Origin of the sequence: uncultured Parolsenella sp., assembly GCF_934660935.1 — a bacterium.
GTDB lineage: Bacteria > Actinomycetota > Coriobacteriia > Coriobacteriales > Atopobiaceae > Parolsenella.
This window is the reverse complement of record NZ_CAKUIH010000003.1, coordinates 153,422-174,640: the sequence shown is the minus strand read 5'-3', so window position 1 is coordinate 174,640 and position 21,219 is coordinate 153,422. Positions and strand designations below refer to the sequence as shown.

At 65.0% G+C, this 21,219-nt stretch carries 13 protein-coding genes and 1 tRNA gene; 10 read left to right on the top strand and 4 right to left on the bottom strand.

What is annotated here, in order from left to right:
* The first annotated feature begins 561 nt into the window (after positions 1-561).
* Both Q0H23_RS02630 and Q0H23_RS02625 read left to right on the top strand, forming a co-directional pair.
* Positions 562-1,116 (top strand): hypothetical protein, encoded by a 555-nt coding sequence (locus Q0H23_RS02630; protein WP_293835377.1) that lies wholly within the window; start codon positions 562-564, stop codon positions 1,114-1,116.
* A complete protein-coding gene (locus Q0H23_RS02625) occupies positions 1,095-3,998 on the top strand; it encodes a leucine-rich repeat protein (RefSeq protein ID WP_366509937.1) in 2,904 nt (967 codons plus the stop codon). Before Q0H23_RS02630 ends, Q0H23_RS02625 begins: the two co-directional genes overlap by 22 nt.
* A 391-nt stretch (positions 3,999-4,389) precedes the next feature.
* Here Q0H23_RS02625 and Q0H23_RS02620 read toward each other — a convergent pair whose 3' ends face one another.
* Positions 4,390-5,334, bottom strand: a complete 945-nt coding sequence (locus tag Q0H23_RS02620; RefSeq protein ID WP_293835373.1) for a DegV family protein — start codon at positions 5,332-5,334, stop codon at positions 4,390-4,392.
* A gap of 227 nt (positions 5,335-5,561) precedes the next feature.
* Here Q0H23_RS02620 and Q0H23_RS02615 point away from each other — a divergent pair, with 227 nt between their 5' ends.
* The 4 genes from Q0H23_RS02615 to queA all read left to right on the top strand — a co-directional run bounded on the left by Q0H23_RS02615 (position 5,562) and on the right by queA (position 8,421).
* On the top strand, positions 5,562-6,059 hold the full coding sequence (locus Q0H23_RS02615) for a GNAT family N-acetyltransferase (RefSeq protein ID WP_293835370.1): 498 nt from the start codon (positions 5,562-5,564) through the stop codon (positions 6,057-6,059).
* A gap of 351 nt (positions 6,060-6,410) precedes the next feature.
* Positions 6,411-6,487, top strand: a tRNA-Asp gene (locus Q0H23_RS02610).
* Positions 6,488-6,740: 253 nt separating this feature from the next.
* Entirely contained in the window at positions 6,741-7,103 is a 363-nt protein-coding gene (locus Q0H23_RS02605; protein WP_293813874.1) for a DUF1622 domain-containing protein, read from the top strand.
* 91 nt (positions 7,104-7,194) lie between these two features.
* Positions 7,195-8,421, top strand: coding sequence for a tRNA preQ1(34) S-adenosylmethionine ribosyltransferase-isomerase QueA (gene queA / locus Q0H23_RS02600; RefSeq protein WP_293813875.1), 1,227 nt, complete (start codon positions 7,195-7,197; stop codon positions 8,419-8,421).
* A gap of 119 nt (positions 8,422-8,540) precedes the next feature.
* Here queA and Q0H23_RS02595 read toward each other — a convergent pair whose 3' ends face one another.
* The 3 genes from Q0H23_RS02595 to Q0H23_RS02585 all read right to left on the bottom strand — a co-directional run bounded on the left by Q0H23_RS02595 (position 8,541) and on the right by Q0H23_RS02585 (position 12,265).
* Positions 8,541-9,794 carry an Nramp family divalent metal transporter gene (locus Q0H23_RS02595; protein WP_293835367.1) on the bottom strand — a complete coding sequence of 418 codons (1,254 nt, stop codon included), beginning with the start codon at positions 9,792-9,794 and terminating at the stop codon, positions 8,541-8,543.
* Positions 9,795-9,799: 5 nt separating this feature from the next.
* Positions 9,800-10,561: a 2,3-diphosphoglycerate-dependent phosphoglycerate mutase gene (gpmA, locus tag Q0H23_RS02590; RefSeq protein ID WP_293835421.1), complete on the bottom strand. Its 762-nt coding sequence runs from the start codon at positions 10,559-10,561 to the stop codon at positions 9,800-9,802.
* Positions 10,562-10,774: 213 nt separating this feature from the next.
* Complete coding sequence (locus Q0H23_RS02585) at positions 10,775-12,265, bottom strand: hypothetical protein (RefSeq protein WP_293835364.1); 1,491 nt, start codon at positions 12,263-12,265, stop codon at positions 10,775-10,777.
* A gap of 235 nt (positions 12,266-12,500) precedes the next feature.
* On the opposite strand from Q0H23_RS02585, the gene tgt reads away from it, so the two are divergent.
* The 4 genes from tgt (at position 12,501) to Q0H23_RS02565 (ending at position 21,219) form a co-directional block, all read left to right on the top strand.
* On the top strand, positions 12,501-13,646 hold the full coding sequence (gene tgt, locus Q0H23_RS02580) for a tRNA guanosine(34) transglycosylase Tgt (protein ID WP_293835361.1): 1,146 nt from the start codon (positions 12,501-12,503) through the stop codon (positions 13,644-13,646).
* Between the two features lie 246 nt (positions 13,647-13,892).
* On the top strand, positions 13,893-15,491 hold the full coding sequence (locus Q0H23_RS02575) for a hypothetical protein (protein WP_293835359.1): 1,599 nt from the start codon (positions 13,893-13,895) through the stop codon (positions 15,489-15,491).
* Positions 15,492-15,493: 2 nt separating this feature from the next.
* Complete coding sequence (gene recJ / locus Q0H23_RS02570) at positions 15,494-18,820, top strand: single-stranded-DNA-specific exonuclease RecJ (protein WP_293835356.1); 3,327 nt, start codon at positions 15,494-15,496, stop codon at positions 18,818-18,820.
* A 5-nt stretch (positions 18,821-18,825) separates the two neighbouring features.
* Positions 18,826-21,219, top strand: a complete 2,394-nt coding sequence (locus Q0H23_RS02565; RefSeq protein ID WP_293835353.1) for a bifunctional (p)ppGpp synthetase/guanosine-3',5'-bis(diphosphate) 3'-pyrophosphohydrolase — start codon at positions 18,826-18,828, stop codon at positions 21,217-21,219.

The following is a 21,219-nucleotide window of genomic DNA, read 5'->3' as shown; positions in this document are numbered from 1 at the left end:
CGAAAGGTAGAGTGCGTCGACGCGCCGGAGGGCTCGGGGTGGTCTGCCCCTTGTAGGGCCTTCCGGCACGCGCTCGCTTGGCGGGCTTTGTCTGCTTGCGGCACGCGCGCTGGCGATGGCGGGCGTGTCGACGTGCGTCTGGCCGCCTGGCGTGCGGCTGATTTGCGTCAGGACCCACCTCTTGTAAGGGATTGGAGCCGTTTTGGCGGCCAAATCCTTACAAGAGGTGGGTCCTGTCATTAATTGGTGAGGTAGTGGGAGCGCCCGCTGCTCAACCTGATATAAAACTGCCGTTACGCTGCGAAAACGGGGCCAGCTAATTGACGGCGAATGAACGAGAATCGAACTAATCTGTTTATACTCTGGGGTACAAGAATTGCGGCTTGGGAGCGGGAGGTTTCCCTGCAGGGCAGTCCGGCCGCGGGTCGGCAGCAGCGAGTCTCGCCTGTGGGGGGTGCACCGTTCGCTGGGCTCTCCACTTGTAGGGCTGCCAAGCCACCTGCCATCGCAAGATCTATTGACACCGCTGTAAGAACAGCACTGAGAACAGGAGAGGTATTCGTGAGAAGAAACGCAGCAGCTGGGAGGCACAAGGTTCGCGCCATCTGCCTCTCGGCACTTCTCGCCGTGGGGCTCGTGGTCAGTGGCGTTTTCGCCACTGCGGCCCATGCGGCATCGTATGACGCGGAGGGTATTGACGTCACTCTGGACGGCGTGACCTACACCTGTGATTTACTTAGCGACGGCACCGCCCATCTCAAGACCCCCATCGCTGATGACGGCGTCACGGTTATCAATGTGCCCACCGCCGTCGAGAACGCCGGCAAGGCCTATACGGTCACCGAGCTCTACTTTGGCTGGAGCACCAAGGGCGCGAATGTCGAGCAACTCAACCTCCCTGATACTCTCACGAGGATGTCGGGTTGGCGCATCAACAACTTCACCAGCCTTAAGCAGCTGGAGATTCCCGGTTCCATCAAGAAGTTCGAGCTCTCTCTCCAGAACATGGACTCCCTCGAGAAGCTTACCTTCGATGAGGGTGTCGAAGAGCTCGCCTCGAACACGATGGTTTCGGTTGCAACAAGCTCAAGGAGATTAACCTTCCAAGCAGCCTGAAGCTCATCTCCCAGTCCGGTGCCTTCAGCGGTGCCAGCGCGCTCGAGAGCATCGAACTTCCCGAGGATGTCGTCTTCGGTGACTCGACCACGGGCATGTTCTCGGACTGCACCTCGCTGACGAGCATCGTCCTGCCGAAGTCCCTTACGAAGATCCCGACCGACTACTTCTCGGGCTGCACCTCGCTCACATCTGTCACTGCCACGAGCGAAATCACGGCGATTGGGTCCAGCGCCTTCAATGGGTGCACTGCGCTGCCTGAGGTCTCTTTTTCCGGTACGTTGACCTCCATCGGGTATTCAGCTTTTAAGGGCTGCGAGAACCTGACGGCCATTCCCGACCTGAGCCATGTGACCGAAATGGGGACGAGCGCCTTCGAGGGCTGCAAGCGACTCTTCGCGGATGTCGACCTCTCGTCCCTCGAGGAGATTCCGAGCAACGCGTTTTGCTATTCGCAGGTCAGGATAGTGAAGTTGAGCGACACGCTTAGGAGCATTGGCAAGTGGGCCTTCATCTGGGGCAACCTCGCGACCGACCTCCCCGACACGCTCGAGTCGATCGGCGCGTATGCTTTCTACGCCGGTTCGCTCCCCGAGACCTTCGTCATTCCTGATTCCGTAACTTCTATCGGTTCGAACGCGTTTGACTCGACCGAAGGCGTGAAGGAGGTCAGGATAGGCAACGGCCTTACGTCGATTAGCGATGGACTGTTTGATGACAGCACCGTCGAGAAGATCGTCATCGATAACAGCGAGGATGACATCACCGGCACGGATAATCTCCCGGCGGTTGAGATCGTTTACCTCTATGAGTCAATCGACGATGGCACGGGCGACACCGTCTCGAGCGAGCCTGGTGCCATGACGCTCCAGGAGGCGGTCAACGCTGCCCCCGATGGCATCGAGACTACTATCGAGATTCGCAAGCACGTGAAGCTCGCTACCACGCTGAACATTCCCGCTGGCAAGAAGATCAAGCTTACGAGCGCGGATCCGTTCACCGTCCTGGCGGTAAAGGACACCTCGGGCGACCTCGTCAATGTCGCCGAGGGTGCCTCCCTTGAGATTGCCGGTAACGTTACCCTGCGCGGTCGTTACAACAGCGGCTCTATCGTTGGCGTCAAGGGAGAGCTCGTTCTCTCCGAGGGCGCGACCATCCTCGATGGCACGGCTCGCTCTGCTGCCTCCGGTGTCGTGAGTGTCGATGGCGCTAATGCCTCCTTCACCCTGAACGGTGGCGTCATCGAGGGCTGCGTGATTGAGGATGCCTACTGCGGTACCGTCCGTGCTTCCAATGGCGCCAAGGTTATTGTGCGTTCGGGCTCCATCAGCGGCAATCGCGTTGCTGCGGCGGAGGGTGACGGCAACTACTGCTCCAGTGCGGGCATTCACCTGACCACTGGTGCCAGCCTCGAGATGTCCGGCGGTTCCATCGCCAGTAACAACGGCTATCAAGGTACCGCCGTTGTGATGTATGGCGATGCTAGCGGTGCGGACAAGAGGGTCTCCTTCCTCATGACCGGTGGCTCGATCGAGAACAACAGGAGCAACAAGATCGGGAACCGCACTCCTTCCGGCGCGGTTCACGTCGAGGGCAATGCGGAGTTCACCATGATCGGCGGCGAGATCTGTGGCAACAGCGCCGCGGCTGACGGCAAGGGAGGCGGCGTCTGCGTCGTCGACCCGGGCGTTCAGGGTATCGGGACAGAGATGAATACCGTGTTTGCGATGAAGGCGTCAGGTGACTCAACGGGTCGCGGTGCGTCTCATGGCGGCACAATCTCTGGAAACAGTGCTTATGCAGGTGGCGGTATCTACTCCTACTCCAACGGAGTGACTCTCAGCGCCGGTGTCATCAGGGATAACACCGCTTGGAACATGGGTGGCGGCGTCTATAGCGAGGGCAACAACGATTACTACAGCACCCTTCATGTCGCCAACGCTCAGATTACGGAGAATAATGCCAGCGAGCAGGGCGGCGGCATGTGGTTCTGCCCGACGGGCGACTCCAAGGTCTTTATCCAGGATGGTGGCCTGATCTCCCGGAACACCTCGGACGGCGTGGGCGACGACTTCGTCTTCACGGGCTTCGAGGGCGACTCCCACACCCTGACGCTCGCTAACCACGCTCCGGGTGGCGGGAAGGTCTCCTGGTACAGGGATGGCGGCCTATTTCAGCCAAACGGCATACTCGCTTCGATCGATGCCAGCGTGCCCCGCTTCGTCGAGGGTGGCGACAACGGCGACGCGATGACCTTCGTGGATGCCGCGCCGAACGTCGCGCTCAAGTCCGTGCTGACAGACGAGGCGTTCGAGCTCGGCGCCGGCCAGACGACGCTGCTCATTTCCGGCAACAAGGCCGCTCGTGGCGGCGGCATCGGTGCGAACGGCGGCGTTGTAGTTGGCAGGGACGAGTGTGTCAGCGTTTCGGTGAAGAAGGTCTGGGCTGACTCCGCTGCCGCCCATCCCGAGAAGGTTACCGTCAATCTGCTCAACGGCGGAACGGTGATCGATTCGATAGAGCTCAGCGAGGGAAACGGCTGGGCTGGCTCCTTCGATGATCTTCCCAAGCTCGCGATCGATGGCTCTGAGATTGAGTACACCGTGGCCGAGGTCGCGGTGGATGGCTTCACTTCTGAAGTCACGGGTAACATGGCGAGCGGCTTTACGATAACTAATACTGCCGAGTCCACGACTCCTGACCCGGAGAATCCCCTACCGGGAACTTCCACGCCGGGGAGTTCCGCGCCGGGGAATTCGGGGTCGGGAGCTGAACTGCCCCAGACTGGCGATGAGAGCGCTGTTCCGGTCGTTTCACTGCTTGTTGGGGGCCTCCTGAGCTTTGTCGGTGCCGCCCTCGCTCGTCGCAGGTGTAGGTCGTAGGCTGGTTGGGCAAGCCAGGCTCAGACGTATTGGCCTTGTAGATTGCGCGTGCCGCCTGGGAAGCTGGGCGGCACGCGCGCTGGCGATGGTGTGCGGCTGCTTCGCGTCTGGCTGTCTGGCGTGCGGCTGCTTCGCGTCTGTCTGGCGGCCGCCCGGCGTGCGGCTGATTCGCGCGACCTCTGGCTATCTGGCGTGCGGCTGCTTCGCGTCAGGACCCACCTCTTGTAAGGGATTGGAGCCGTTTTGGCGGCCAAATCCTTACAAGAGGTGGGTCCTGTCAGCAATTGGGGCTCGAGCGCGAAAGGCGCTCGCCACGCTCGGGCGCGGAGCTTGTCGCCCGGGCATCTCGCCAGAGTGTTTGCGGCAGCTGGCCGTGTTTTCGCCAGCCGGCCTACTTGGCGACGCGGACGCCCTTGACCTTGGTCACGGCTTTGTCGTTGCGGCGGTCGCTGCCCCAGAAGACGAGGGAGAGCATGCCGGGACCGACGTGGGAGCCGATGGTCGGGCCGATGGTGGGGCGGAGGACCTCGAGCGAGTCGTCGAGCGCGCGCAGCTCGGAGGCGATGCCGAAGCCCTCGTCCGCCACGTCAGCATCACCGACGCCGCACACGTTGGCCTCGTCCTCGATCTTGACGTTCTTCGCATAGTAGTCAACGAGCTTGCGCATGCCCTTCTTGCGGCCGCGCGCGACGGAGCGAATGCCGAGCGAACCGTCGAGGTTGAAGTGCAGCAGCGCCTTGACGTCGAGGGCGTCGCCGATGACCGCCACGCCCTTGGGAAGACGCCCGCCTCGGTGGAGGGCGTCGAGGTTATCCACCATAAAGAGGGTATGGACGCGATAGCGCGCCTCCTCGGCCCATATGACGAGACGCTCGGCATTCATGCCCTCGTCGCGCTTGTTGCACGCCTCGTTGAGGAGGAGCGTGAGCGCGGTCGAGGCGAGGAGCGAGTCCACGACGTAGATGCGGATCTCCTCGTCAGGGTGGGCCTCCTTGAGGCGGTCGAGGCTCATGACGGCACCGTTGTAGCCGCCGGAAAGAGCGCTTGAGATGCAGAAGAGCACGGTGGGCACGCCCGACTCGTAAGCGGCCTGGAACGCCTCGTCATATTCGAGCTGGGAGGGCTGCGAGGTCATGGGCGTGGCTCCGTGACGGATGGCGTCATAGAACTCGTGGGCGCTGCGAGACTGGAAGAGGTCATCGTCGCCACAGAGGCCGCCGTTGGGCTTGTCAGCCTCGACGTAGTGGAAGGGGAGGATGGTGACGTTACGCTCCGTCGCCTGCTCGGCGGTGAAGTCGCAGGTGGAGTCACACATGATATTGCACTTTACGGACATGGGTTTCCTCTCGCCCGTGGTTGGTGTTTGAAGTGTTGTATTTTACGCTAGACAGGTGAACAGAGTATTTCGGCTCTTTGTACCTGCTTGCGCGTGAGCGGGTCGCCTGCGGGCGAGGTGGACGTGCGCGTGGGCGACGTGCCCGCGCGCGAGCGCGGTGCCCGTGCGCGGGTGGGTCGGGGTCTTGTTCGCGACTTTTGTCCGGGACCTATGAGAGGATGATTTTCGTGGTGCTCGAAACGGAGCGCTTGATCCTTCGCCCGTGGGAGGATTCTGATGCCGAGGCCCTCTACAAGTACGCTTCGGATCCCGAGATTGGCCCTGCGGCTGGCTGGCCCGTGCATACGTCGGTCCAGATGAGCCGCGAGGTCATTCGCGACGTTTTCGGCGCTCCGGAAACCTACGCCATCGTGTTGCGCGAGACCGCCGAGCCCGTTGGCTCGATTGGGTTGATGAAGCCTCGGCTCCAGGATGTCGCCACGACTGACCATGCGCTTGAGCTGGGGTATTGGATTGGCAAGCCCTATTGGGGCCGCGGGCTTGTTCCCGAGGCGGCCCGGGCCGTGATCGCGCGAGCGTTTGGCGACCTTGGGTGCGACCAGCTCTGGTGCGCACACTATGCCGGCAACCGGAAGTCGGCTCGCGTGCAGGAGAAGCTCGGCTTTGCCCCTCATCACGTCGAGGACCATGGTCGTGTCGAGCACTGGCAGGTCTATCGTGGCTGACCGCGGCATGCGTGAGCGTGCCGGCGAACTACGCCGTTTCGCGCGCGTCGCCTTACCGCGCTCGCCGCGCTGGCCGTCCCTCGCGTTCTGACTGCCCCTGCGCTTCGTTGCGCTCGCCGAGACATGCGTTAATTCGAGTTGCGACGGTGGATTGAGGCGGATAACTCGAAGAAACGCATGTCTCGGCGGCTGGGTTGCTCGGCGGTTTGATTGGCTTGAGTTTCGAGGCGCGCTTGCGGCGCGTTTCGATCGTTGGCATCTACCTGCGCTATCAACAATTTCCACACATGTAGAAATAAGCTCTAGACAATGCGGCAACTCTTCCTGTACTATAACCCTCGCACCTGACACGGGGTATTAGCTCAGCTGGTTAGAGCGCCGGCCTGTCACGTCGGAGGTCGCGGGTTCGAGCCCCGCATATCCCGCCATTGGATGTTCGAAGGGTCCTGGTTCACGCCGGGGCCCTTTTTGTTTTGGGAAGCGCCTGGGCAAACGCTCTGCCGATCGTGCCACCGCGCCATGCGGCCGGATCTGATTACCGGCCACTGGCGGAACCCATTGTCCGAGCTGCTGAAAATAGGGTAGCGTTAAGACTAGGGGCTATCAAAACTGGGGGCAATCGGGAGTCCCGGGCGTTTAACGCGCCCGGGCCAGGCGGGTGGTGAGACGGAGGCTGACTGTATGTTTGAGCTGATCATGGGCGCGCTCGACTTCTACATGGAGAACATCGTCGAGGTCGCCATCCTGCTGTTTGAATTCATCGGCGTCGGAATCATCATTTTCTCGGGCATTCGCGGCTTCTACCTGTACCTGACTCGCTCGCCAGAGACTAAGCTCACGCTCGCGAAGGGCCTCGCCATGGGCCTCGAGTTCAAGTTGGGCAGCGAGATCTTGCGCACGGTCATCGTGCGCGATTGGCACGAGATCGGCACCGTCGCGGGCATCATCGCCCTGAGGGCCGCGCTCACCTTCCTCATCCACTGGGAGATCAAGGAAGAGGAGAAGGAGGAGAAGGGCGAGGCCCGGCGGGCGCTCGAGGAATAGCGGGCGTCGAAGGCGCCCCGGGTGGCGTGGTATTCCGTCGCCCGGGGCGCTAAACTCTCTTGCGGACAAAACAACGAGAGGAACCAAGACCATGCGCACCGATGACTTTGACTACCCGCTGCCGGACGAGTTGATCGCCCAGGCTCCCGCCGAGCCTCGTGACTCGTGCCGTCTGCTCGTCCTTCACCGCGACGGGGGAGATGGAGTCACCGGAACTGCCGAGGCGATCGCGGACGGAGGTTCCGTCGAGCACCGTCACTTCTATGACATCGTCGACTACCTTGAGCCGGGCGACCTGCTCGTCGCCAACAAGACGCGTGTCATGCCCGCCCGTCTCGTGGGCCACAAGGCCAAGACGGGTGGCGTCGCCGAGACCCTCCTGCTCAAGCGCCGCGAGGACCTCGATGCCCTCGGCGGCATCTGGGAGTGCCTCGTCAACCCCGGCAAGCGCTTGAAGCCCGGCGCCGTCATCGAGTACCGCGCCGGTGGCCTCCACGCGCCGGAGAGCTCGCCGGTGGTTCTCACTGGCGAGGTTCTCGACTTCGTGGAGGATTCCAAGGGTGGGCGCCTCGTGCGCTTCGAGGCTCAGGGCGTCGACCCCGCCACGGGCGAGCCCCGCACGCTCGATGCCGCCATCCATGCCGCCGGCCATGTGCCCCTGCCGCCGTATATCACCAGCTACGAGGGTGATCCCGAGAAGTACCAGACCGTATACGCCATGAGCGAGGAGCACTCCGCAGCGGCTCCCACGGCTGGTCTCCACTTCACCCCCGAGCTTATCGAGCGACTCAAGGAGAAGGGCGTCGGTTGGGCGACGGTCGAGCTTGAGGTGGGTATCGACACCTTCCGCCTGGTGGAGGAGGATGACCCGACCCAGCACGTCATGCACACCGAGCGCTACCACGTTGGCCAGGACGTCATCGATGCCGTTCATGCCACGAAGGCCGCCGGTCATCGCGTCGTCGCGGTGGGCACCACGGCCGTTCGCTCGCTCGAGAGCGCGTTCGATGCCGAGGCTCCCGTCTCGACGCCCGCCGTCGTGGCGAGGCATTTCGAGGGCTGCGCGGACGGCGCGGACACCCTTGGCCGCGGTGACGTTGTGGCTCGCGCGAATGCGACCACCCAGCTCTACCTCATGCCTGGCAGCACCTATCACGTGGTCGATGCGCTCATCACGAACTTCCACGTGCCGCGCTCCACGCTTATGATGCTCGTCTCCGCGCTTGCCACGCGCGAGCAGATCATGGATGCGTACGCCGCTGCGATCAGGGAGCGCTATCGCTTCCTGTCCTTCGGCGATGCGATGCTTATCGAGTAACCGTGGGGTCGCGCGCCGTGAGCGCGCTCGTGGAACGGCTTCGGTCGCCATTCCTCGCACTCCGGCGAGTGGTGCGGTGTCGTACCGCCACGATGTGAGCGGTACGACACCGCTTGCCGTCACGACGCGAGCAGCACGGCGTCAAGGGTCGTCACGACGATGCCGATAACCACGAGCAGCGCCGTGAGCGGTCGCGAGTTGACGTACTCGCCCATGACCTTTCGCGAGCTTGTGAGTCGTATCAGCAGAAACACCGTGATCGGCAGTTGAAGCGAGAGCAGGGCCTGGCTCCAGACGAGACCTGCAAAGGCGTCGCCCACCGCCAGGCACGCCACCACCGCTGCCAGAAGGCACGCCACCACGCCGATCGAGGAATGCCTGTCGTGGATGTCGTACTCCTCGCCATACATGCCTGCGGTGATGGTGCCTGCTGCCATGGCCGCGGTCACGCTGCTGGAGAGTCCGGCGAACAGCAACGCCACGGCGAAGATCGTCGAGCTCGCGGGTCCAAGGATGGGGGAGAGCGTCGCCGCGGCCGCTGCGAGGTCGTCGATGACGATGCCGTGCGAGAAGAACGTCGTCGCTGCGAGGATTACCATCGCCGAGTTTATCGCCCAGCCGACGCCCATCGAGAAGAGCGTGTCGAAGAGCTCATAACGAAGCCTCTCCTCGATGACCTCCCTTCCCTTGCCCTCGAAGTGCACGGATTGGATGACCTCGGAGTGCAAGAAGAGGTTGTGCGGCATGACCACCGCCCCGAGCACGCTCACCACGATGGCTGCCGAGCCATTGGGTAGGCTTGGGGTTACCCAGGACATGGTTGCGCTCGGCCAGTCAACCTCGACCAGGGCGAGCTCTGCCAGAAACGAGAGGCCCACTATGCTCACAAAGGCAATGATCCAGCGCTCGGAACGCTTGTAGGAGCTTGTGAGCAGCATCGCAGCCGAGGCCGTCGCCATGATGACGCAGCCAAGGTGCAGCGGCAGGCCAAACAGCATCTCGAGCGCAATCCCGCCACCGAGCACCTCGGCCATGGCCGTGGCGACGGTGGCGAGGTAGGCGCTGCCAAGAATGACGCGGCTTGCGAAACGTGGCAGGTGGCGCGTCGTCGCCTCGGCCAAGCACGTGCCGGTGGCGATGCCCAGGTGCGCCGCGTTGTGCTGCAGCGCGATCAGCATGAGCGTCGAGAGCGTGACGATCCACAGCAGCGAGTAGCCAAACTGCGAGCCCGCCGCCATGTTCGAGGCCCAATTGCCCGGGTCGATGAATCCAACGGTCACGAGGAGGCCGGGGCCTATGTGGCGCAGGATCTCCAGGCCTCCGTGCGTGCCGGTCCTCTCGGCGCCGAAGTGTCGTTTGAGGTAGTTGAGCATGGCCGTTACTTGTGCGCCTTGCCCTGGTTGGCGACGGCGTCGATCTTGGCGGCGATGGTCTCCGGGTCGCCGATGTAATGCTTGTCGAGCACGTTGAAGTTCTCGTCGAAGGTGTAGACGAGGGGCACTCCGGTGGGGATGTTGACCTTGATGATTTCCTCGGGGGTGAGGTTCTCGAACTTCATGATGAGTGAGCGCAGCGAGTTGCCGTGGGCGGCGATGAGTACGCGCTTGCCAGCAAGCATCTGCGGACGGATCTCATCCTCGAAGTAAGGCCAGGCGCGCGCGATGGTGTCCTTGAGACACTCGGTGTAGGGGAGCTGGTCGGGCGCAACGTCGCGGTACTGCTCCTGGACGTGCGGGTCGCGCTCGTCGCCGGGCGCGAGCGCGGGTGGGCGCACGTCGAAGGAGCGGCGCCAGATGAGCACCTGCTCGTCGCCATGCTCGGCTGCGGCGTCCGCCTTGTTGAGGCCCTGCAGAGCGCCGTAGTGGCGCTCGTTGAGCTTCCAGGACTTGATGACGGGCAGCCACTCGCGCCCCATCTCGGCGAGGACGAGGTTGAGGGTGTGGATGGCACGCTTGAGCCGCGAGGTGTAGCAGACGTCGAAGTCGAAACCGACCTCCTTGAGTGCGCGACCGCCAGCGGCGGCCTCCTTCCTGCCCGTCTCGGTGAGTTCAACGTCGGTCCAGCCGGTGAACAGGTTGAGTTTGTTCCACTCGGACTCGCCATGGCGGATGAGGACGAGCTGCATCGTTTTGTCGGCCATCCTTGCGTTGGCCGCTTGATCCCGGTCTTCTGCCTCCGGGGCGTGCTGAGCGATTTGTGCCATATGAGCCTCCTTGGTTTTTGCGGCCGAGCTTTGCCCGGATCGCTTGCTATCACCGCAAGAGTACCCTTTTTCGAGCAGAAGTTAACTATGGCTAACAAGTTTATTCAAATTATTACGCGGCATGCGGAAGCGGGACGTAGCCTGCCCGGGCTATTGCATGACGAAGAACAGGATGGCAATGATGACGATCGCAACCGCGGCGACGATCACGGCGTAGAACATGCGACGTGAGTGCTGCGTGCGCTCGCGGACGATCCGCTCCTCCTCGGCCAGGCTCGCGACGACACGCTTGTGCTCCTCGGTTTTCGCCGTGGCGGCGTTGACCTTCTCTGCGAGGGCCGCCGTGACTTCGGGGTGGGCGTGGATGTCCTCGGCCTCCTCGATGGTGGCGGTTGCGGCGTCGATGCGCCCCTGGGAGACCGTCGCGAGCTCCTCCTGCTCTTCGATCTTCGAGGCGAGGTCGCTCACCTTGTCCGACGCCTCGCGCTCGCGCTCATCCGCGGAGGCCTTGAGCTCGTTGTACTTCTCGCGCTTGGCCTTCTCGTCTGCCTGGGCGCTGGCGAGGTCATCCTCGAGGACCTCGAGAGACTTGCGTTGCGTGTAGAGGTGTGTCTGGGCAATCTCCGCCGCCTGCGAGGTCTCCGCGGTGACGCGGGTGACGTCCGCGCGGGCGTTCTCGAGCTGGGCGAGGGCCGCCGCGACGCCGCCGCTCATCTCGGAGAGCTCCTTGGCGCCGGTCGAGAGGTCGCGCTTGAGCTCGGCAAGCTTGTCTTGGAGACGCTGGAGGCGGCTCGCGGCGTTGTCCGCGGCTCGCATGGCGGCCTGGACGCGCGAGTCGCGCGTGTTGATAGCGTTGTCTGCGGCGGCTTGGGCGGTCTTGACCGAGCGGCGCGCCTCGCGAGCGGCGCGCTCGGCGTCTTCGAGGGAGCCCTTTGCGGAGCTGGCGAGCTCGCGATAGGGAGTGAGGTCGCGCTCGTTGGCGGCTTTGAGCGAGGCGAGGGCATCCTTGGCCGCGAGGTGCTGGGCCTCGAGGGCGGATTTCTCCGTGGAGGCTTGCGTCAGGTTCGCGTTGGCCTCTGCGAGCTCGGCGTTCTGGACCTCCAAGATGGTGTGGTAGTTCTGCTCGACCTCATAGCGGTGGTCGAGTTCCTCCTCGAGGGAGCGCTGCTCGTCCTCGGCCTTGGCGAGCTCGTCGCGGGCGGCGGCGTGCGCGCGCTTGGCCGCGGAGACCTCGCGTACGGCGGCAAAGCCCTCCGTGACTGATGCCGCGCCGGAAGCGGCGAGGTCGCGGGCTATGTCGAGCGGAGCGGGGGAGTCGGGCGCCATGTCGGGCTCCGGCTCGGTGGACTCGAGCTTGGCGGTGGGCTCCGGAGTTTCGGGCGTGGCGGGCTCCGGCGTGTCGGGCACTAGTGTGGCGGGCTCCGACGTGGCGGGAGCCGATGCCTCGGGCTCCGCGGCCGTTGTGGCTTCGTCCGCGCTCTCGACCTCGAGCGCGGGTGCGGGCTCGACGGGCTCCTCGAGCGGCTCCTGCTCTGCCGCCTCGGCCCTCGTGGCCTCCTCTGCCATCTCCGCCTCGATCACCGTGGCCTCCTCAGGCATATCCGCGGCCCGCTCCGGAATTCCCGTCTTCTCGTCAGCCATGAAATACCTCCCTCTCGCGTCATCCTCCACATTGTCTCGCATGGGCAGGACATGATGTGCGCGGCAATGTGAGACAATCGCCTATTGCATAGGATGACAACGCGAGCGCGCGGGCTCCGGCGGCGATGCCGTCCGGCTTGGATGGCGCGAGCGAGCACGCACCGGCAAGTCCGGTGCCGCCCCGCCCAGTCGCGCCCCGCCCAGCCGCGCGCCCGCGCCAAACGAGAAGGAACGTATGGACCTGCCTGAGAACCTCTTTAAGTTCGACATCATCGCGAACGACCCGAACACCCACGCACGCTGCGGCGTCTTCCACACCGCCCACGGCGACATCCCCACCCCCATCTTCATGCCTGTGGGCACCAAGGCCACGGTGAAGGGGCTCATGCCCTTCCAGATTTGCGACCTCGGGGCGAAGATCATCCTCAACAACACCTACCACCTCGCGATGCGCCCCGGCGCGGACCTGGTGGAGGAGATGGGCGGCGTGCACGAGTTCATGCGCTGGGACGGCCCCATCCTCACGGATTCCGGCGGATTCCAGGTCTTCTCCCACAACGAGTTCATGAAGCTCACGAACGACGGCGTGCGCTTCCGCGCCGTCGACTACGACGGCCGCTGGGTCAGCTGGACGCCCAAGGACAACATGGCCATCGCCGAGAAGCTCGGCAGCGACATCTGCATGCAGCTCGACCAGTGTCCGGGCTATCCGGCCACGAAGGACTACGTTGCCCGCGCCGTCGAGCTCTCGAGCATGTGGGGGGAGCGTTGTTGGAACGCCCACACGCGCCCTGACCAGGCGCTCTTTGGCATCGTCCAGGGCGGCATGCACATGGATCTGCGCCTGAGGAGCCTCGCTCACCTCGAGGAGTGCGGCGACTTCCCGGGCTATGGCATCGGCGGCTACTCCGTGGGTGAGGACCACGAGACGATGTACGAGACGCTCGAGCCGCTCGTGGCGGAGCACATGCCTAAGAACAAGCCCCGTTACCTGATGGGCGTGGGCAACCCCACCACGCTCGTGCGTGCCGTCGCCTCGGGCGTCGACATGTTCGACTGCGTGCTGCCCACGCGCACCGCGCGCATGGGCACGGCTTTCTCCAGCGAGGGGCGCCTCAACCTCAAGAACGCGCGCTTCGCCCATGACCACGGGGTGCTGGACGAGCACTGCGATTGCCCGGCGTGCCGTGGCGGTTTCACGCGCGCCTACATCCACCACCTCGTGCGCCAGAAGGAGATGCTGGGCGGCATCCTGCTCTCGCAGCACAACATTCGCTATCTCCTTGCCCTCATGGAGCGCGTGCGCGCCGCCATCGCCGAGGGCCGCTATGCCGAGTTCTATCGCGACTGGATGAACTCGCCCGCCGCGAACGACTTCTAGGGCGTTTCGCTTGGCGGCTTGCTTGGGCCAGACCTGCCGTAAGTGACTGCGGGGGCGACGTGGAAGCGATTCCGCGTCGCCCCTTTGCGTGATTGGCGATGCCGCCGGCACATACCCTTCCCCGAAGGCCGAGAGGTAACCCTCCTGCAACTGTGCGGCCCTCCTATTAGGTACAATCGAGGGGTTAAACAGACTACGGCCGGGTTTGGCGACGCGTTTTGCCGCTCGGCCACACAAGGGGGACCTATGAAGCGTGACGCCGACGAGGCTCGCGACGATGCCGCGGTATCGAGCGACGAGATTTCCAATTCCGAGAAGGACATGAAGGCGGAGGAACCCGCGAAGGCCGCCGAGCCCGGCGAGGCCGAGAAGGCCGCCGAGCCCGAGGGTGACGCCGAGGCTGACGAGCCCGCCGACGCCGAGAAGGACGCCGAGGCTGGCACCTCCGACGAGCCGGACGCCGGGCCCGAGGAGCCCACGGCCAAGGCGGACACTCCGGCGAGTCGCACCGCCCAGGAGCGCAGTCGCCACTCGGGCGTGCTGTTTGCGACCCTCGCGCTCGTGATCCTGGCGCTCGTGGGCCTGCTCCTTCCCGCGTGGGGCATTCCGCTGGGCTGCGACCTCGGCGGCGCTTCCGTCGTGACCCTCACGGCGAGCGACTACGAGGACGGCACCACCGCGGCGGATGCCCTCGCCGTCCTCAAGAACCGCGCCGCGCTCCTCAGCGAGCGTGACATCCAGGTCACCCAGACCGGCGACGACACCTTCGAGCTGCGCGTGCCCGCGGGCTATGATGCGAGCTCCGTCGCCTCCGCCCTCACGCGCAAGGGACACCTCGAGTTCGCCCGCCTCGACTCCGTGTCTGACGCGGACGCCCTCCAGCAGCTCCAGGCCGGCGCCTCGGGCGTCACCCTCGACGAGGGCACCTACGAGCCCTTCCTGACCTCTGACGAGGTGAAGGGCGCCACCGTGGTCTCCCAGAGCTACTACGGCATGACCTACTACGCGCTTTCCGTCTCGCTCAACTCTGATGGCGCCTCCGCGCTCGCCTCCACGACCGAGGACCTCGCCTCCTCCTCTGGCCAGATCGCCGTGCTGCTCGACGGTGCGGTCATCGCCGAACCCTCCGTGAAGAACAAGATCGAGGGCAGCAAGATCAGCATCTCCGGTGGCTATACCGAGGACCAGGCCACGGCGTATGCCGCCGCGCTCTCGGGCGGCGAGCTGCCCTGCTCCCTCTCCCAGACCGAGCCCGTCTCCGTCGGCGCTCGCGCTCGTGGCCACGCACGCGAGCTCGCGGCCGTGGCGGCGCTCGCGCTCGCGATCGTTGCCGGTGCCGTCGCCTCCGCCAAGCTTGGCCGCGCGGGCTTCCTCGCGGCGAAGCTCTCCGTCGCGGTTGTTGCCATCACGCTTGGCGTGCTGACCATCCTCTATCGCTTCGAGCTCGTCATCCTCGGCCGTGCCGAGCTTCTCGGCCTGGCCACCACCGAGGTCATCTCCATCATCTGCGGCGTGCGCATGGCCGCCCGCTATCGCGCGGCTCGCAACGAGGGCTCCTCGGTGCGGAAGAGCCAGCAGCAGGCGACGGGCCCTGAGCTCGCCCTTCTCGTCAAGGCGGCTGTTGTCGTGCTCGCGTTTTCCGTCGCGACTGCCTTCTTCGCGCAAGGCTTTGCCCGCGAGCTTGCGGTGACCCTTGCCGCCGGCACGGCGTCTCTGCTCGTCGCGCTTGGCCTCTTCGCGCCCGCCGCCATTTGCGTCCGCACGGCAGCGGACGTGTTTGAGACCGCCGGTGACGAGTTCACGGCAGCACAGGACGGCGCCGCTGGCGTCACGGACGGCGAGTAGAGATGAGCGGCCTGCGAGAGAGCGGGCGTTGGCATCTGCTGCCCGGCGACGTTGCCGCCGAGCACGAGATTCGCATCGCCTGTGGCGTGTCACCGCTTGTGGCGCGCGTCATGGTGGCGCGCGGCATTCGCGATGCCAAGAGCGCCCAAGAGTTCCTCACCCCGTCGCTTGACAGGGACTGGCTTGATCCGCTCGAGCTTCCTGGCCTGCCCGCCGCGGCCGACCGCGTCGAGCGAGCCGTGCGCAACGGCGAGACCATCGCCGTCTTTGGCGACTTCGACGTGGACGGTATGAGCTCGACCTGCCTCCTTACGCTCGCGCTTCGTGACCTTGGTGCCGAGGTGCACCCCTACATCCCCAGGCGCTTCGGCGAGGGCTACGGCCTTTCCTCCGAGGCGCTCCAGCGCGTGGTGGAGGGCTGCAACCCCGATCTCATCATCACGGTCGACAATGGCGTCGCTGCCGCGGTCGAGGTCGAGATGGTTCGCTCCGAGGGGATCGACGTCGTCGTGACGGACCACCACGAGCCCGCTGACCTCGTGCCCCAGGGCGTTCCCGTCTGCGATCCCAAGCTCGACCATAGCTGCCCCAGCTGCGACCTTGCTGGTGCCGGCGTTGCCCTCAAGCTCGTTCACGAGCTGGGCCGCCGCTTTGGCAGGCCGGACCTCTGGCGCGAGTACACGGACGTGGCGACGCTCGGTACCATCTCCGACATGATGAACCTCACGCGCGAGAACCGCGCCCTCGTCACGGAGGGCATCGCGCTCATGCGTCACACCAAGCGCGTCGGCCTGGTTGCGCTCGCCGCGGCCGCTGGCTGCGACCTCACCCAGATCGAGGCGGGCGGCCTGCCCTTCTCCCTCGTCCCGCGCCTTAACGCCGCAGGTCGCATGGGTGACGTCGATGTGGCGTTCGACCTGCTCATCTCCAACGATCCGGATGAGGCGGCCCGTCTCGCCGCCGAGCTCGAGACCATCAACCAGAACCGCCGCGACATAGAGTGCGAGCTCGCCGACGCCGCCATGGCGATGGTGGAGGAGACCTATGACGGCGGCCGTGCCATCGTCGTGGGTGGCGAGGGCTGGCACGAGGGCGTGAAGGGCATCGTCGCCTCGCGCGTCGTGAACCGCTATCACGTGCCTGCGATCCTGTTCTCCATCTCGGACGGCGTGGCGCACGGCTCCGGTCGCTCGGTCGGCTCCGTCAACCTCTTCGAGGCGGTCGAGAAGTGCGCGGATCTCTGCGTGCGCTTTGGTGGCCACGCCGGCGCCGTGGGCGTCACCATCGACGCCGAGAACCTCGACGCCTTCCGCGAGCGCCTCGAGGCCGTCATGGCGGAGCTGCCGGAGGAGCAGTTCGTCGATACGGATGAGGTCGCGGCCATCGTTGGCCTCGATGAGCTGGACGTGCCAACAATCGACTCCCTCTCCGTCCTGAAGCCGTTTGGCCAGGGGAACAAGGTTCCCCTGCTTGCCGCGACGGGCGTGGTCATGCGCGCCCGCAGCCGCGTGGGCCGTTCGGGCGAGCACCTGCGCTTCCTTGCCACGGACGGCGTGAACACCGTGCCGGCGATCATGTTCCGTACACCGGACGTCGAGAGCGCGTGCGACTACGAGGGTGCCGTCGACCTCGTCTTCGAGGCCGTGGCGGAGACCTGGCAGGGCCGCACGAAGCCCAAGCTCATGGTGCGCGACATCATCTATCGCACGGCTGACTCCGCTCCCGCGCCCGCGATCGTCAACGAGATATTCTCCCGCGTCCCCCAGATTCTCGCGTCAGACTCTCGCGAGGGCCTGCTCGCGGCAGTGCCCGCAAGCGACGCCTCCGCCTCGCCCGCGGGCGAGGACCTCACGGCATCGCTCGTCCATCGCTTCATCGGCAATCATGACCTGCTTCCTGCGCAGAGGCTCGCTCTCGACTCGCTTGAGGCGGGCAAGAGCACCCTTTGCGTTATGGCAACGGGCCGCGGCAAGTCCCTCATCTTCCACGTGCACGCCGCGCGCATCGCCCTCGCGCGCAAGCAGGCGAGCGTCTTCGTGTACCCGCTGCGCGCCCTCGTGGCGGACCAGAGCTTCCACATTGCCGGGGAGCTCGCCGAGCTCGGCCTTTCCGCCCGCGTCCTCACGGGTGAGTCCACGCCGGACGTCCGCGCCGAGGTCTTTTCCGGCCTTGCCGCGGGGGAGGTCGACGTCGTCCTCACCACGCCGGAGTTCCTTGCCATCCATTCCCGCGAGTTCGCCCGTGGCTCGCGCGTGGGCTTTGTCGTCATCGACGAGGCGCATCACGCCGGCACCTCGAAGGGTGGCAATCGCGGCGCCTACCAGGAGCTTCCCCGCGTGCTCGACGAGCTGGGCAACCCGACGGTCCTTGCCGTGACCGCCACGGCCGCCGAGCCCGTTGCCCGCGAGATTTGCCGCCTGGCCTCGATCGGGAGCGTGTTCGTCGACGACACCTGCCGCGAGAACCTCGTCCTCGATGACTCGCGCGAGCTCCGTGACCGCGACGCGGCACTCACCGCAATCGCCAGCACGGGGGAGAAGTGCGTCGCCTACGTGAACTCTCGCGAGCAGTCTGTCGTGCTCGCTCGCGCGCTTCGCAAGACGAATCCCGAGCTCGCGCCCCACATCGCCTTCTACAACGCGGGCCTTACCCGTGCCGAGCGCAACCGCGTGGAGAACGCCTTCCGCGCCGGAGAGCTCACCTGCGTCATCTCGACGAGCGCCTTTGGCGAGGGCGTGAACCTGCCCGACATCCGTCACGTCATGCTCTACCACATGCCCTTCGGCGCGGTGGAGTTCAACCAGATGAGCGGCCGTGCCGGCCGTGACGGCAAGCCCGCGACCATTCACCTGATGTTTGGCGCCCGCGACGCCCGCGTGAACGAGCGCATCCTGTCCTCCTACGCACCCGGCCGAGACGAGCTCGTCTGCCTGTGGCGCGCGCTCCGCTCGCTCTCCGCGCGTGCCGCCGCTGCGGGCGAGAGCAGCATCGCGCATACGAACGCCGAGCTACTCGATGCGTGTCTCCAGGTAACCCCGGGATGCGGCCTTGAGGAGCGGTCGGTCTCCGCGGGGATCGCGATCTTCCGCGACCTGGGCTTTCTGACGGTCGAGGGATATGGCACGCAGCGTCGGATTTGCATGGCGGAGTCGCCCGAGCGTATGGAACTTGACCAGTCAATCCGCTACCTTGAGGGCATGAGGTCTGGCGCCGAGTTTCGCGAGTTCCGCGACTGGGTGCTCTCAGCGACGCCTGAAGAGCTGATTGGGCGCATCAACAGGCCCATCGTTCCCGGTTTTGGGACGATGGCGCGCGAGGGAGGGGAGTGAGCCCCATGGCTGACACCAAGCACGAGGCCTCGACGGATGTCGAGCGACACGTTACCGCTCCGCCCGAGGGCGCGCCGGAGGTCGGCGCGGACGATTACCCGCTGCTGCGCAAGACCTGCTCGCGCTACCTCACTCCGGAGGAGATGGCCAAGGTCGACGAGGCCTATCGCTTCGCTGCCGAGTTCCATCGCGATCAGAGGCGCAGGAGCGGCGAGCCCTACATCAACCATCCCGTCGAGGTGGCCCTCATCCTCGCGCATGACCTTCGCATGGACGAGGACGTCATCTGCGCGGCCCTGCTCCACGATACGGTCGAGGACACGCCCGCCACGCTCTCGGACCTCTCCGAGCTCTTTGGCGAGACGGTGGCCGAGCTCGTCGACGGCGTCACGAAGCTTACGTCCATCGAAGTCGATTCGATGGACGCCAAGCAGGCGCTGAACCTGCGCAAGATGTTCCTCGCGATGAGCCGCGACATTCGCGTCGTGATCATCAAGCTCGCGGACCGCCTGCACAACATGCGCACGCTAGCCGCCCTCCCGCCCGATCGCCGCGTATTCAAGGCCCACGAGACGATGGACGTCTACGCCCCGCTCGCGGACCGTCTCGGCATCTCCTCCATCAAGTGGGAGCTCGAGGACCTTGCCTTCTTCTACCTCGAGCCCGAGGAGTACCAGCGCATCGCCCGCATGGTGCAGGACTCTCGCGACCAGCGCGAACGTGACACCGAGGAGGCCATCAAGACCCTCACTGACGAGCTTCGCCGCGTCGGTCTTGACGGCATCCAGATCACAGGACGCCCGAAGCACCTGTGGAGCATCTACCTCAAGATGAAGCGCAAGGGCAAGGAGTTCTCGGACATCTACGACCTTATCGCCCTGCGCGTCATCCTCAACACCGTGGGTGACTGCTACAGCGCGCTTGGCGCCGTCCACTCGCTCTGGCATCCGCTGCCGGGCCGCTTCAAGGACTACATCGCCACGCCCAAGCCCAATGGCTACCAGTCGCTCCATACGACGGTGGTTGGCCCGGACGCGCGCCCCATCGAGATTCAGATTCGCACGCGCGAGATGCACGAGCAGGCCGAGTACGGTATTGCCGCCCACTGGCTCTACAAGCGCGCCGGCAACTCGCAGGGCAACATGAGCCAGGACGACAAGAGCGTCGACAAGCAGATCTCTTGGATCCGCCGCAGCCTCGACTGGACGGTCGAGGACGACATGGTTGACCCGCACGAGTTCCTCGAGGACCTGCGCGTCGACCTCTTTGGCGACGAGATCTTCGTCTTCACGCCGAAGGGTGAGGTCATGAGCCTGCGTGCGGGTTCCACACCGCTTGACTTCGCCTATCAGGTGCACACCGAGGTGGGCAACCACTGCGTGGGCGCCAAGGTGAACGGCAGCGTGGTCTCGCTCACCACGCCGCTTGCCACGGGTGACCGCATCGAGATCCTCACCAACAAGAACTCCAAGCCCAGCCGCGACTGGATGAACATCGTAGCCACGCCCTCCGCGCGCGCCAAGATCCGCAAGTACTTCGCCGCCTCGACCAAGTCTGACGATGCGGAGTCCGGACGCGGCGAACTCGCCCGCGAGCTGCGCAAGCGTGGCTATGGCATCTCCACGCCGAGGAGCGTCAAGGCGCTCAACCGCGCCGCCGAGGCGCAGTCGTTCAAGACCACGGACGACATGTTCGCCGCTATCGCGAACGGCAAGCTCACTGCCAAGTCCGTCGCCAACAAGGTCGAGGCCATCCTTGAGGAGGGCTCGCCCGAGGAGGTGCTCGCCGCCCAGCAGAAGGCGAACGCCGAGGCCAACGCCGCCCGCCAGCAGTTCTTCGAGGCGGACGTGCCGATGGTCGGTAACAAGCAGACGCGCGCCACACGCGGTCGCAAGCCAGGCGACGGTCGCAAGCGCACGAGCTGCGGCGTCGTTGCCAAGGGTGACGCGGACCTCCTCGTCCACCTCGCGCACTGCTGCAACCCCGTCGCAGGCGACGAGATCGTGGGCTTCATCACGCGTGGCCGCGGCGTGTCCGTCCACCGTGCGAACTGTCCCAACGTGAAGGGTCTCATGGCTCACCCGGAGCGCATGATCGACGTCGAGTGGGATACCTCCGGCGCCACGCAGTTCCAGGTCGAGATCGTCGTCGAGGCGACGGATCGCATGGGCCTGCTCAAGGACGTTACGATCGCCGTGGGAGACGCGGGTGGCAACATCCTTTCCGCCGCGACGAACACCAACTCGCATGGCGTGGCGAAGCTCCGCTTCCTCATCGCCATCAGCGACGCGAACCTGCTCGACACGCTGCTTGCCACGATCGGCCGCGTGCCCTCTGTCTATGACGCGAGGCGCATCATGCCCGGTGAGGGCGCGAGCTCGATTCACGGGAGGAGATAG